Genomic DNA, 14,205 nt, shown 5'->3' with positions numbered 1-14,205 from the left:
ATTTTTCGTTATCCCTTAGCGAACGCGTGGACGGCGGCGGCAACCCTCTGAACATTTTTTTCTGAAAGACCGGGATAAAGAGGAAGCGAAAGACACTCGGTCGAAGCCCGTTCGGCCTCAGGGCAATCGCCGGTTTTTCCACCCAAAGAGGCAAAAGCCGGCTGGAGATGGAGCGGTGTTGGATAAAAGATCCCCGTTTGGATACCTTGCGCGCCCAGGTATTCCCGCAGGGCATCACGGCGAGAAGTTCTAACGGTAAAAAGGTGGTATACGGGATCCGCGCCCGAGAGGACCGACAACGGAGAAACGGAACACTCCGCCAATTCCCGACGGTACAAAGCCGCCAGTCTCTGGCGATCTTCGGTCCACATTTTCAAGTGAGGCAGTTTCATGCGAAGGAGTGCCGCCTGAAGATTGTCCAGCCGTTCGTTGTATCCCAATTCCAAATGTTCATATTGTTCCCGTCGACCACAATTTCGAAGTCGCCGGAGCCGTTCCACCAGGCTTCCATCATTGGTAACCGCCATCCCCCCATCGCCAAACCCACCCAAATTTTTGGTGGGATAAAAGCTGAAACACCCGATCTGCCCCAGAGCCCCCACCGGCCGCCCATGCCACCGCGCCCCGTGCGCTTGGCAGGCGTCCTCCACCACGGGAATTTTTCGCGCAAGAGCAATATCATTGATCGCTGTCATATTCGCCGGGTGTCCAAAAAGATGGACAGGGAGGATGGCTTTCGTCTTTGAGGTCAAGGCTCTCTCCAGGAAGAGAGGGTTCATGTTAAGCGTTTTGGGATCGATATCCACAAAAATAGGGCGGGCCCCCACGTAAACGATCGCGGCCGCCGTGGCAAAAAAGCTGAACGGGGTGGTAATGACTTCGTCCCCGGGCCCCACCCCGAGGGCCCGGAGGGCCAGTTCCAATGCCGCGGTCCCGGAAGACATCCCCACCCCGTAGCTGGCCCCCACCAGGTGGGAGAACTCCTCTTCGAAATGACGAACGTCCTCACCAAGGATGAAATCGTTTTTTCGATACACATGGCGGAAGACATCCACCGCGGCGGCTTCCAGAGGTTCGTGGACGGGTGCCAAGTTATGGAACGGGATGGGTTCTAGGATCGTGCGATCCATCGGTCCGCCGAGAATCTTCTGGCCTGGTCAAATAAAATAAGGAGACAAAAAATCAACAGGACTGCGTCGAGGGTCAGGGCTTGCATCGGGTTCAAATGGGGGCCCACTTGGCCGAAACACCCGCAATCCGCCATGGGCAACTTTCTGATAATTGATTGGGCCAAGACCGCCACGAAGGTGGCGTAAAGACCGGCCGCCACCAAAGCCGAACCGCGCGTGAAAAACCCGACCACCAAAGCCATCCCCACCAACAGTTCGACCCACGGAACAGCTTTCGCCGCCGGAAAGACAAGAAACGCTGGAAAGATCCAGTAAGATTCTAAGGTGGCGGCAAATTCAGCCGTAGGCCGGACCGCTTTGAGATATCCGGAGATTGCCAAAATTCCGCCCGCAACAATACGAAAGAAAGGAGCGATCCACGACAGCCCCCCGCGAAACGTATTCATCGCCCCAACTCCCTCTCGATATAACGGGCCCCGTTACCCGCCAATTGGGTATCGCCCACAAGCATTCGGCCATTGATGATAAAGGTGGGAGTGGCGGGGATTTCAATAGACTCCGCTCGCGCCTTTTCATTTTGGATCATTTCAACCACGTAAGGACTTTCGAAGTCTCGGGCAAATTGATCCATGTCCAAATCAAGCTCTTTCGCATACCCCAAAAACAAAGGCTTCGTTTCCACAACAGAGGACCATTCGGTCTGCTTGGCAAAAAGCAACTCCGCGTATTCCCAAAACTTTCCCTGCAAGCCCGCGGCTTCCGATGCCTGAGCCGCGAGAACTGCCCATTTGTGTTGTTTGAGGGGCGCGTGATGGAACACCACACGGAGATCATGTGGATAGGCTTTGAGAAGATCTTTGATGAGGGGAACCGAGGCACCGCACTTGGGACACTGAAGGTCGGAATATTCCGTCAAAACAACTCGGGCTCGGGGGGACCCCATCTGCCGGTAGGACGGCGCGTCTCCCGACAAAACCGGTGCACGACGACCCAAAACCACAGATCCCCAAGCCACGGCGAAGAGAGTCAAACCCACGACTATTTTCTTTTTGGATCGCGTCATTTCATTTTCCTGTTTGGAGAGACACTCTCCCGTCGGGCCCTGATCCCCAACAGAATCGTCCACAGAGTCTGCGGTTTAATAATTCAACCACAAAGATTCGATCGATTGTCCGAAGACCAGAACCATCGACTTGACCCGTGGATGCCACACACGGGAGATGTGTCTCTCACTTGAAGGAAGGCCAGCCCCGTCCCACCCATCCCACACGGGCGCTTAAAAAAATTCCAACCCTTCCTCTGGCTCCCCCGGAACCTCCGCCTTTCGGACTGAGGTTCCGGGGTCGGCATTGGAACTTTCTTTAGTTAATGACGAACTATTTCTTGCTGCCTTTCTTCGCGGCTTTTTTCTTCACAACTTTTTTTACGGCTTTCTTTTTTGTTGCGATTTTTTTTGTCGCCATGGGACACCTCGTCTTATTTATTAACTAACCCTAAAGGGTCGCACTGATTGTAGACAAACCGTAGCCGATAAGCAAAAAAAAGTTGCTTATTTTCTCATTTTTTTTAAAAAGTTTTCGATCGCTTCTTCCAGGAACGCCCCCGCTCGACGGATTTTGAGATCAAGCGAAGTCTCCCTGCGCCCAAGACAAATAATCTTTACTCCACGTCGCCGGCCCCCCCTGCCGACTCGCCCTGTGAAAACGATCAACGGTTTTTTATGGCGATGACAGAGCCGCGCCAATTCTCCCAACGGTTTCCCTTCCCAAGACGTGCGGTCCACTTGCCCTTCTCCCGTCAAAACCATATGGGATCTTTTGAGTTTTCTCTCCAATTCCGTGAGACGAAAAATTGTCTTCACTCCCTGTTCAAGAGTTCCTTGGGCGCATCGATGCAACCCCGCCGCGGCCCCTCCCGCCGCGCCCATCAGGGGAGATCTTGTTCTGTTCGACAGGTTAATTAATATTGAAAGGTTCATTAACCCGCGCTCAAGGGAGCGGACCTCCGCGGGAGTGGCTCCCTTTTGAGGACCGAACGCCCGCGCCGCTCCCCGAGATCCCAACAACGGATTGACCACATCACACAAAACGCGGAGACGGACACCCCGGAAAACATTCAGGAGCGGTCGCACATCAACCTCATGGAGAGTTATTAAATCCTTCCCCACCACAGGACGTTCGAGAAGAATGACCTTCCCCTTCTTCTTCAAAAAGAAATGGGCCCCGAGGGCTTGGAGGATCCCCGCTCCACCATCAACCGTCGCGCTCCCTCCAAGACCAATCAAAATCGTATGGGCTCCCGACTGTAGGGCCGCCCGGATCAAAACCCCCGTTCCATAACTGCTTGTTTGGAGAGGACGGCGCTCCCTCTCTTCCAACAAAGCCAAGCCAGAAGCTCGCGCCATTTCAATGACAGCAAGACGAACGCCCGAATTGTATCCCCATTGAACGGTCAACGGACGACCGAGCGGATCGACGGTCTTGGCCCGACGGTGTATAAGCTGAAGGGGTTTTCGTAAAATATCCAACGTCCCGTCCCCCCCATCGGCCAGGGGAACGATGAATGGGCTTGCCCCCGCCCGATGGACAGCCCTCGCCATAACACGTGCTGCCTCTCGGGAAGAAAGGGACCCTTTGAACGCATTGGGAGCCACCAGGACCCGCATTAAGATAGGTGTATTTTCGGCCAGAGTGCGGCGGCCGTCCGCCGAAGAGGAACGTCAATAAACATCCCTTGTCGCGGGGAGGGGACAGAGGAAAGGTCAAACAAGGCGTGGTTCATTCCCACCCGACCGACCAGTGGGCATTTGACGCCATCAACCCATCCCCAAAAAGTGGGGGGCGTGTCCCGGCGGACCAGGTGGGTTACGGGTTCCAGGGTCAACCCGTGGGCGTATCCCACAGGAACTGTTCCAACGACCATCTTTTTAGAGGATATAAATGTTCCCCCATAACCCACGCGTTCCCCCGCCGAAATTTTCGCCACGCGCATAAGAAAAGATCTCGCCCGCCAGGGATTTTTAAGGTCAATTTTTTGTTTCGTGGGATTGATCCCATAAATCAAATTGCCCACGCGCACCCGGTTCAGACGAAACTGCGGGAAATTAAGAAGCACCGCGCTGTTGGCCACATGGACGGGAATCCGGGACAACCGGGCGCGTCGGATTGTCGCCAAACCGTCCTTGATCCGCGCAACCACCTCACGATCGTTTTTGCCCGCCATATAACCGACGTGGGCAAAAATCCCTTCCAAACGGAGATTCGGCGCCGCGCGGACCCGCTGGGCTAAATCCACGAGGTCTCCTGGGGAAATTCCCCATCGGTGCATTCCCATTTCCAGTTCCAGGTGAATGTTCACCGGACAACCCGTTCGGCCCAGAGCGGTCAACATTTGGCGATTGTCGACCATGACCGAAAGTTTCTCCTCGGCAACACACTTGGCATCCCTGGGATCCACCGGACCCATAACCAGGAGGGGCGCTGTGAGACCCGCTTCTCGAAGACCCAACGCCTCGTCCAAATAGGTGACGGCGAGATCATCGGCCCCATTTTGCAAGGCGACACGCCCAATGGCCGCGGCGCCATGCCCATACCCATCGGATTTCACCACCGCCGTAAAATGGATGGAGGGCCCCAGCTCCTTTCGAACCGCGCGGACGTTGTGAGCCACGGCTCTTAAATCAACCTCCACCCACCGGGGAAGAGGAGGATTTTTATCCCGTCCCATTAATCCGGCTCTCCCTGGCGAGAGGAAGGGCGAAGCAAGATTTTTCGTCGGATCTTTTTAAAGAGGGGCCACCCGTGAACCCACAAACGATACAACCAGGGGACATAGACTCGATCGTATTCCCCCACAAACTCGGTGAGCTGTGCCCCAAACCCTTTTTTAAATCGGTAGAGACCGTAAAGGGGGTCTTCCGGTTTTGGGTTTGATGGGACAGCGCGGAAATCATAGAGAGAACATCCCCGAGATTTGGCCCAACGGATCAGGGTCCATTGCATGAGATGGTTGGGCATGTATTGGCGGTCGGTGTTCGCACTGGCCCCGTAAGCGTACCACGCCATGGGACCGGCTCTTAACGCCAGGGCCCCGGCGATGGGCTTCCCCTCTCTTTCCGCTAAAAATATTTGCGCTCCCACCCCAGGAGATGGGGCCTCCCCCAAACATTCCGTCATGTCCATAAAATATTTTAAGGGTCGAATGAGAAATCCGTCCCGGCGGGCGGTTTCCACAAGGATTCGGTAGAAGATCTCCTTATCCTGAACTTTCTCCGCGACACGAATCGTCACACCTTTTTTTTCGGCCAGACGAATATTGTACCGGGTCTTTTGTTCCATACCTTGGAGAAGTTCTTCTTCACTCTTGGAAATGTCCAATCGAAAAACAAGGCGCGGCTGAACACCAGAAAACCCACCCCCCTCAGGGGCTTTACGAAATTTGTTTCGCACAAGGTGGTCCGTGATCCAGTCCGCCCCTCTGTTTTCTCCAACCAAATCGGAGAAAACAGGCAGGGGATCCGAAGGCAAGCCCAGGCCCGACCGAGGGATGTCCGGATCGATTTTCAAAAAGACAGCCTTCCGCTCCCGCGCCAAAACCTCCACCTTCCGAAAAAGTTCGTTCAAATCCTCCGCCGTACACCCCGCCCCCATGACGGGCCCCCGCGGCGCATAAAAAAAACGATACCCGATTTTAGGAAAGTCCCTTTCCAGAATTTGAATCCCCACCCGAAACCCATCCCGCTGAACCACCACCCGATGGGCACGCCATCCCATCCGCCGCTTAACCTCGGCCCATCCCGACGTTTGGAAAACATGAAGCTTCCTCGCTCCGAGGACAGCAACATCCCACTCAGAGTTCGATAACTGAGGATGTGTTGGATCGTGGCGGGGAATCATTATTGATCTCCTCGCTTTATGGGTGGAGAAGAAAAACGGGTGGGATTCATAGTTGGGTTACAATTCCAGTCCCATAGAGGAAAACACCGCGTCCCATTTGGTCAGCCAGTGGTCTTCGCGACAATGGGTGGCCACATATTTTTTTCCTCGATCCGATGTTTCACATCTCGTTGAGAAATCAGAAATACAGCGCTCCAAGGTGCTTTCCCACTCCGAAAGATTTCGGCAAACCTGGGAAACGCCAGCTTCCCGCATGACCCGAACATAGGATGGAATAGCCGAGGTGACAACCGGCATCCCCATTCGCCAAAAGATAAGGAGCTTGTTTTCTGGCTTAAGCGAATTGAACGCACTCTTCATGGGGATAGGAATTAGGGCAAGGTCGCAGGAGGTGATAATGCTGGAAACCGTTCGTTCATCCCATGGGTAGACAAATACAGGGAAAGGAAGGGGGGGCAAGAGACTTTCCACACGGACAGAGCCATATTTTGAAAGAAAGCGTTTTGAAAGGGGAGTGGTGATAACATGCAGAGACAACCCATGGCGGTGGTGGAGTGAAACCAGTACATCTTTAATCTCTGAAAAGAAAGCCGCGTTATGAGGCAGGCCCTCCCACACCAACCGAAAGGGGTCGCTGGGGGTAAAATCTTCTTTGACGTGATCATACATTCCATGATGATCAAGAATCGCGTGAACATTCGACTGGAACGGGCGAATTCGATCCGCTTGTTCAGGAGATCCACACACAACAGCCTCGGAATTTCGGCACATTTCCTGAATCGTTCTCCAGTAATTGAACGTTAACCGATGATGCTGACCAGAAACAAATTTGGCTAATCCTCGCATAAGTCCTTTCATCTCTGTTCGGGGGACATCCAGGTTCGCGTTAACCATATCAAAGATCACTTTCCCTTTCTGATATTGGCTCCAAACGCTCAAATCCCCTCCTTCAGAAACAATTACCGCATCGTATGTTTTATTTGGATCTGCGATATTAAGGGGAAAACCTCGTCGGTTGGCGTAGTGGCAAAATCGTCGCCGGTCACCAGGATGATCAAACGCATTACTGTAAGGGACATAACCGAGGCGCAAAGATTGCAACCCTACCATGAGGTCGCCCCCTGATTTCTTAAAAGGTTATCATAGAGATCCATTATTCGATGGCCATAGTTCTGTAAATCACACATTTTCCAAACTTTCTCCTGACCCCTTTCTCCAAAAGATTTTCGCTTGGAGGAATCACGAATCAAATCCTCAATTCGATCGGCCAGGAGATCTTCCCGATACGGAGGGACTAAATACCCTGTAATTTCATTTTCAACATAGTAATTCGAGGTCCCAGTTGCCACGACAGGTTTTCCAAAAGCCATGGCTTCAATAACGTCCCGCCCCCACGGATCCCCCAACCGAGAAGGACGAACCATAACGTCCAAATCATTTAAAACACCAAAGATATCTTCTCGGTGGGGAAGAAAGAGAATCCGCTTGTCCAACCCTAAACTTGAAATTCTTTTTCGAATTTGGCGCCCGTAAAATTGCCGACCCGTTTCCTGGCGGTTCCAATATCTCCAAAAATACAATAGTGGACGAGACCCCATCATTACCCCCAAAACTTCCATCCCAGGGAATCTCTTTGCCACCAAACCCATCGCCTCAACAAAATCAAGTTGCCCCTTTGACCGGTAACAATCGGATAGGACTCCGATCAAAAGGACTTTCTTTTGAATTCCGAACTCTTCCCGGATTCCAGACCTTGGTTTTTTAATAACTGAAAAATCAAATGGGTTCGGGATGACGTGGAGGTTTGGGTGACCACGAAAATATTCGGCTTCCACATCACTGATAGCGATAATAGCGTCCGCCCATCGATAAATTTGTTTAATGGCAAAATTCCAACTGGCCCCCCCCCCCCATAAAGCTCCCTTTTGTTTCCGATGTTCTCGTACATGAACGATAACAGCGCATTGAAGTTGTTTTTTAATTTCCTCCAAGAGGTGTGGATAAATGACCCCGTTAATATGCACAATATCAGGCTTCCAAAGAGAGAGGGAATGGATCAATGGCACGGGGGATTCCATACGACGTCGACAAAGTGTCACACAACTTGCTCCCGGACTAAGGGGTTTGTTTTTTATAAGTTCCACGGACCCGCAATGCTTTAGAAAAACCCTTTCAAATGAGTCGGTGGGATGTTCTGAAACCAATACTTTTTTTTCTAAATGCATGGGGCCTAGACTTTTCAGAAGAAGAAAGAGACTCCTTGTCCCCCCCCCGTAGGTCAGGAAATTAGTGAGGTAAGCGATTTTCATGGATCGGGAAATAGGGTTAGCCCCCTAGAAAAAACTCTTGAACCTCGGAACAACCTTTTTTACACATTCGTCGCCCATCCCTGGATAAAGTGGCACACTCACAATTTTTTGTTGAAATGTCTTCTGCGAAGGGAAAAGCCCCCGGGCGGTAATTAAGATAACGGTAAGCCGGCCGAATATGAAGAGAAATGGGATCGCCCAATGGAATGGGAATCCATGCAAAGGGACACTTCGTTTCTTCCCATAAAAAGCCTCGCGCTCCTCTTGGGAATCGCATACGCAACCACATTCGCTTCAGGCAGAGCGGTCAACGCTTCGATGTGCTTGGCTACGATTCTCCCGGAACCAACCCAAGAAAAACGAATCGGAGTCATGTGGATTTTTCCCTTTGGGATGACAATGCCTGCGATATTTCATCCCGAGAAGGATATGTTATCAACACAGCACGATGCGGTCCATGGAAGACGAAGAAGCTTCCCGCGGCGACCCCGGAGGCCCCGCATCGGATCGCCTCCCCAAAATGATCAAGGCTCCCCGCACCGCCCGAAGCCACAACGGGGACCGAAATGCTTTTAGAGACGTCACGAATAGATTCGCAATCAAACCCTTCCATGGTCCCTTCCCGATCGACTGAGGTTAACAGAATTTCTCCTCCTCCGGCTTCGACGGCCTGAACCGCATACGCCGTCGGCGACCGGTTATTGAATTTTCTTTTTACATGATTGTAGAGTCTCGGACGTCCCCAAAAATCTTTTTTTACATCGATGGAAACCACAACGCTTTGGGAACCGCACCGTTCTGCCGCAGCACGTATGATCTCCAGATTATTCAAGGCGGCATTGTTAATGATCACTTTTTCAAACCCCAGGCTCAAGAGACGCTGAATCTCCTGAACGTTCGAAATCCCTCCCCCATATCCGAGGGGCATGAAAGCCTCTCGTGAAATTTTTGAAAGTAGATCAAAATCAGGATGCCTGGCCTGCGCCGTGGCAGAAACGTCGATCAAAAAGAGTTCATCGACCTCTTTCTCATTGAAGATGCGAACGGTATTAATGGGGTCTCCAACGTAAATGGGGTTTTCAAAACACCGTGTTTTGACTAAACGCCCTTTCTGGAGCAATAAGCAAGGGATGATCCTTGGTAACGTCATGCTTTAAACTCTATAAATCTCTTAAAGACAGCCACACCAAATCGGTGACTTTTTTCAGGGTGGAATTGAGTCCCAAATATATGGTCACGATGAAGAACTGCGGTAACTTCTTCCCCGTAAGGAACGGTGGCCACTATATCCTCTTCCCGATCACAAACCACATGGAATGAATGCACGAAATAGAATCGGGGTGATGGATCCGTTTCATCAAACAACGGCGAAGGTCGGAGCTTTTGAATTTCGGACCATCCCATATGCGGAATTTTTTTTTCGGCCACCGGAGAAATGCGCACCGCTCGTCCGGATATCCATCCGAATCCCTTTTCCACCCCCTCCTCGCTCCCTTCCGTTAAAAGATGCATCCCCAAACAAATCCCCAACAAAGGGATTCCTTCCCTGACCCGCCGGTCCAAAACGTCCCACAAATTATGAGAACGGAGAGCGTGAACACCCGCATCAAAGGCCCCGACTCCCGGCAAGATCAAACGCGAGGCTTTGCCGATCACCTCGGGGTTCGCTGAAACCTCTGCCTGATGCCCCGATCGCTTGATCATATTGGCAATCGACCCAACGTTCCCCATGCCCGCGTCAACAATAACGATCACGATGTGATCCTAGGGTAGAACGGTAAATTCTCGTTAACCATCGGAAATACCAACTTTTCCCATAGGAAGGGAACTCCTGAAACGAACGGGGTGGAGCCGCCATGATTTCATCAAAGGCTTGTTCCGTCAATCCCAACTTTTGGATCACAAAAACACGATCTTCTTCAGCCATCCGCGAATCAAGCGGAGGTTTATTCAATTCCGCGAGGGCCTGTGCCCTTGATCGTTGACCGGACATGATTATACTTGAAAGATGGGCTTTTCTCTTGTCGATGCCAAACTTTTTGGGAAGGATATAGCCCTGGAAAAACCGCGTATAAATGGATTCATAATGCTTTCCTCCATACGGTTTCCAATGTATTTCTTTTTCTAAATATTTTTCGGCGTTCGCTTTGTTATATTCGAAAAAGTCTAAAAAATGGACCCACTGAATGCGTAACAAAACCCGCATGAACGCATCGGACCAGAGCGTCCGGTGCGGAAAGGTGGTTAAACGGACCGTCCCAAAAAGTCTCTGAACGGATTGTATGTATTTCCAATCGTTGTGCCCCCTCGACCACGCCAACGGCATAATGGATTCCGTGGCCGCGTTGGTCCCCGCTAAAATATAGCGAAGCCCTTCTTTTCTGGCCACCTGAAAGAGCAGTGAAAAAATCCCATGATCCGTTGGGATTTCAGAATCTGGAGTTGAGGCCTTCAAAAATGATAATTGAAGATCTCGAAACTCTTCCCAATCCACGACAAAAGTGTATAGATCAATCCCCAATCTTTTTAGAGTTTTCTCAATGTTGGCCACGGCCAATTCCGAATTCCACCCATTATCGAAATGGACCGCCAATGGCCGCAATCCATTTTTTTTTGCCATGAAGGCCACATAAGTGCTGTCCACTCCGCCACTGACACCAATCACGCAATCGTATCGTTTTCCCCTTCCCTGGACTTTTATCTTTTTTACCAGTTGGTCCAACGCTTTGATCTTTGCATCGGGCGACAAATTCCATGCGGAATTCTTTAATCGCCAAAACGCGGCGCTACAATGATCACAAACCCCTTCCCCATCAAAAACGATATGGGGATCCGTCGTGTCCATCAGGCAACGGGTACAAACTGTTTGAGGAGGAGGTGGAGTCGATATCAAGATGAGACCTCCCTTGGCTTAAAAATTCTTTCTGAGAGGAAACGTCGATAGTTCGCTTGCCACTCTGGAGCCCAGTATAGGGCGGGGTCCGGTGGAGATGGATCGGTGGTTTCCATCAGACTCATAAGCTCTCTTGCGGTTTTGAACCATCTCCCAAAGTTTAATGGAACATACAACCGTGATCCAGGATTATCATGTACATAAACCGGAATTCGAAAACCGACGGCTTCAAAGAGCACGGTCGAAGAAGAGCCGATCACTCCATCGGCCTGTCTCAACAGGTCGTAGATATCTCCAGCATCACTGATCGTAATGTTGGATCTTTCTTCCAGGGCCGAGTAATCATTCCGATGAGGCACCTCGGTTGGATGAAGCCGGTAGATAATGTGACCCCTGCTCCCCCACTCTCGGGAAAAATCCATGGCCAACGACGTCAAATGGTCGACCACATCCGGTTGTGAGATGATAATCATTGTGGGCCGGTGATCTCGACCAACAGACTTTGTCCAGCCGCGTGTGCTTTCTGTCAAATGGGCATTGCCGATCACAATTTTTTCAGAAGGGGTTCGCGCATTGTTGCTCCAAAAGCTTCCATACGTAAGTAAAAAGTCCGGCAGGTATCGGCCGTAATCGGTGCTTGCAAAAAGACCGTTACCAAATCGATAGGCGTGGTGCGAGGGAACAATAAGCCCGTGCTGGATTTCAGCCGTTATAATACCGGCATCCTTGGCCCATTTCACCAGGTAGGCCTCGCTTCCGTAACTGGCATCCTCCAGCAAAACAAGCGTTGGGCGTAAACGGTCGAAAAGGCGACGGTATCCATTGTGCAACCCCACGAGCCGACCCCCGACCCGTTTTAATGTTTCGGCCAAATAGGACCAAACCGAATCATCAAGCGTTTGGGGAATTTTGTCCCGTAAGTATGCAATAAATTGGTCAATTCTTGTCTTATCCTTCGAATTTTGGCCCATGAAAAGACGGCCCACCTCCGCACGGATACTGATCCAGTCCTGGGCCGCGATCCGCCGGGGCGTGCGGGGCCGTTTAAATTCTCTATCCTGGGATTTATCAATGACCACCGTCCGCTCTTCTTCTAACAAAGCGTAATAATCGTTGACACGCCCAAACCATTTCCCATTCCGAAGAACAGAGACCCCGGCGGTGGACCCAAAAAGCAGAATATCACTAGGCCCCTTCATCCTGAGTGGGTTTTCCACCCACGACTGGATCAAGTATTTCAAGGTGCGATAGGTGGAAAAGCGCCGTATTGGCTCCAGGACACGGAACCCATGCTCCACCGCCAACGCTTCGAGAAAAAGGGGAAACCGAATGAATGGCCACATCAAGAACCCGTCATAGGCAAACCGGAAACTTAAGAGCTCATCGTCCTTCTCAAGGGAGAAAAGCGCCTCGAGAGTCATAGGAGACAGGATGCCGTCAACTCCGCGACGCGGCGGGTCCCACCTCCGTCCACTAAACGGCGACCGGCAACGGACATGGCAGCTCGCTTTCTATGATTCCCGATTAAAGAAATAGGATAACGCCGAACCATCTCCAAGACGTGGGTCCGACCGGCGACCCCTCCCAAAAGGACCGCCCCCTCCGCCTGAAGACGGTGACAGCCGTGTTGAATGAGGGAACTGCCCATGCTTCGTACACGAGAACGATAATCCACCACAACACTAATCCGCACAAACGGTTTGGTTCTTTGAAAGCGAACGGGAGCGATGGAAAATCCAGGGCGATTCTCCCCCACACAAACACGGGTAATAATATCGGTCAATGCCTTCCGGTACCATGTCAAGTGGTGCCGGAGGGGAATCGAGCCCTGTTGAAAAGAAACCCGACGGACAGCCGGTTCGTTTCGCCACTTATGGCTCAGGCGAGCATCGCTCGAACAGGACGGGCGCAACCGAACAGGTTCGTTCACACATCCTCCTGGCGGATCGGTGTTTCCACTGTGGTCATACCCCCATTATTGTGCCACTGCCAAGTAGAGTCCCAACGATGCTTTTGTAGCAAATTTCCTTGGCGTGAGGTCCCCCAGTGATCCGTGAGGACGTTCTCTATTGTATTCCAAACGCCACGCTTCGATAATGTCCCGGGCCTCCTGCAAACTTGTGAACCAGTGGTCGTTCAGGCATTCCGGTCGCAGGATCGAATTGAAGTTCTCGATAAACGCGTTCTGCGTTGGTTTCCCTGGATCAATAAAATCCAGTTTCACCCCATTCCGATAGCCCCATTCATCCAACGCTTGTCCGGTAAATGCTGGGCCGTTGTCCATCCGAATCCACTCCGGACGGCCGCGTTGGGCTACAATCCGGTCCAACACACGCGCCACACGGGCTCCGCCAATGGATGTGTCCACCTCCAGAGCCAGGCATTCCCGGGTGTAGTCGTCCACGATCGTAAACACCCGAAACCGGCGTCCCCGCCAGATCCGGTCCGACACGAAATCCATCGACCACCGCTGGTTGGCCCGTTCCGGTATTGGCATTTCCACCCGCAAGTGACAGCCCCGCTTCTTTCTCTTTCGTGTTCTCAATGGCAGCTTTTCTTCCCGATACAATCGCTTCGTCCGTTTGTGATTGCTCACCAATCTTCACGCATCAAGACCTTATGAATGAGCGGACATCCCCATCGTCGTTTCTTTTCAGGAATTTCACGCATTCTTTTCCGAACTCTTTCATCCAGGGAACGGTTCTTGATCTTGTAGAAATGCGTCCCACGACTCAACCCCACCAAGCAGCAGCTCCTTCGTTCGCTCAACCCAAGATGGTCGGTGAGATGATCTACCGCCTGCCGCTTCGCCCTGAGCCTTACCAGGTTTTTGAGTTAATTTCCTTTAAACCCAAAATGTCCAATGCTTGGTCCGCCACCAGCCGTTTCAACTTGTTGTTTTGTAACCGTTCAGGGGGTTTCACCCCCCGGAGCTATTTCACTGGCAACAAGGACGGCAACGGTTGTGTGTTGAGCGA

The 14,205-nt window shown here is 51.7% G+C and carries 14 protein-coding genes; all 14 read right to left on the bottom strand.

All coding sequences use genetic code 11. The features are described 5' to 3' along the window. Nucleotides 1–8: 8 nt before the first annotated feature. The gene (locus JNK54_03725; protein ID MBL8023376.1) at nt 9–1,130 is read right to left on the bottom strand and encodes a DegT/DnrJ/EryC1/StrS family aminotransferase; all 1,122 of its coding nucleotides are present in this window, start codon (nt 1,128–1,130) and stop codon (nt 9–11) included. Beyond that, the gene (locus JNK54_03720; GenBank protein MBL8023375.1) at nt 1,112–1,576 is read right to left on the bottom strand and encodes a hypothetical protein; all 465 of its coding nucleotides are present in this window, start codon (nt 1,574–1,576) and stop codon (nt 1,112–1,114) included. Before JNK54_03720 ends, JNK54_03725 begins: the two co-directional genes overlap by 19 nt. Next, a complete protein-coding gene (locus JNK54_03715) occupies nt 1,573–2,193 on the bottom strand; it encodes a thioredoxin domain-containing protein (protein MBL8023374.1) in 621 nt (206 codons plus the stop codon). Before JNK54_03715 ends, JNK54_03720 begins: the two co-directional genes overlap by 4 nt. Before the next feature lie 486 nt (nt 2,194–2,679). Beyond that, nucleotides 2,680–3,795: a glycerate kinase gene (locus tag JNK54_03710; GenBank protein ID MBL8023373.1), complete on the bottom strand. Its 1,116-nt coding sequence runs from the start codon at nt 3,793–3,795 to the stop codon at nt 2,680–2,682. Continuing rightward, nucleotides 3,795–4,856, bottom strand: coding sequence for an alanine racemase (gene alr / locus JNK54_03705; protein MBL8023372.1), 1,062 nt, complete (start codon nt 4,854–4,856; stop codon nt 3,795–3,797). The genes JNK54_03710 and alr overlap by 1 nt, the downstream gene beginning before the upstream one ends. After that, a complete protein-coding gene (locus tag JNK54_03700; GenBank protein ID MBL8023371.1) occupies nt 4,856–6,025 on the bottom strand; it encodes a peptidoglycan bridge formation glycyltransferase FemA/FemB family protein in 1,170 nt (389 codons plus the stop codon). Before JNK54_03700 ends, alr begins: the two co-directional genes overlap by 1 nt. 57 nt (nt 6,026–6,082) lie before the next feature. Next, the gene (locus tag JNK54_03695; protein ID MBL8023370.1) at nt 6,083–7,135 is read right to left on the bottom strand and encodes a hypothetical protein; all 1,053 of its coding nucleotides are present in this window, start codon (nt 7,133–7,135) and stop codon (nt 6,083–6,085) included. Beyond that, a complete protein-coding gene (locus JNK54_03690; protein ID MBL8023369.1) occupies nt 7,129–8,334 on the bottom strand; it encodes a glycosyltransferase family 4 protein in 1,206 nt (401 codons plus the stop codon). The genes JNK54_03695 and JNK54_03690 overlap by 7 nt, the downstream gene beginning before the upstream one ends. A 370-nt stretch (nt 8,335–8,704) precedes the next feature. Continuing rightward, the gene (gene hisF, locus JNK54_03685) at nt 8,705–9,484 is read right to left on the bottom strand and encodes an imidazole glycerol phosphate synthase subunit HisF (GenBank protein ID MBL8023368.1); all 780 of its coding nucleotides are present in this window, start codon (nt 9,482–9,484) and stop codon (nt 8,705–8,707) included. Next, on the bottom strand, nt 9,481–10,086 hold the full coding sequence (hisH, locus tag JNK54_03680; GenBank protein ID MBL8023367.1) for an imidazole glycerol phosphate synthase subunit HisH: 606 nt from the start codon (nt 10,084–10,086) through the stop codon (nt 9,481–9,483). Before hisH ends, hisF begins: the two co-directional genes overlap by 4 nt. Next, on the bottom strand, nt 10,073–11,179 hold the full coding sequence (locus JNK54_03675; GenBank protein MBL8023366.1) for an N-acetyl sugar amidotransferase: 1,107 nt from the start codon (nt 11,177–11,179) through the stop codon (nt 10,073–10,075). Before JNK54_03675 ends, hisH begins: the two co-directional genes overlap by 14 nt. A gap of 44 nt (nt 11,180–11,223) precedes the next feature. After that, nucleotides 11,224–12,648, bottom strand: coding sequence for a hypothetical protein (locus tag JNK54_03670; protein ID MBL8023365.1), 1,425 nt, complete (start codon nt 12,646–12,648; stop codon nt 11,224–11,226). Then, on the bottom strand, nt 12,645–13,157 hold the full coding sequence (locus JNK54_03665) for a hypothetical protein (protein ID MBL8023364.1): 513 nt from the start codon (nt 13,155–13,157) through the stop codon (nt 12,645–12,647). The genes JNK54_03670 and JNK54_03665 overlap by 4 nt, the downstream gene beginning before the upstream one ends. A gap of 45 nt (nt 13,158–13,202) precedes the next feature. Beyond that, nucleotides 13,203–13,823: an IS3 family transposase gene (locus JNK54_03660; protein MBL8023363.1), complete on the bottom strand. Its 621-nt coding sequence runs from the start codon at nt 13,821–13,823 to the stop codon at nt 13,203–13,205. Between the last annotated feature and the right edge of the window lie 382 nt (nt 13,824–14,205).

It is taken from the genome of Elusimicrobiota bacterium (assembly GCA_016788905.1).
Classification (GTDB): Bacteria; Elusimicrobiota; Elusimicrobia; order FEN-1173; family FEN-1173; genus JADKHR01.
This window is presented reverse-complemented; position numbering and strand designations above follow the sequence as displayed.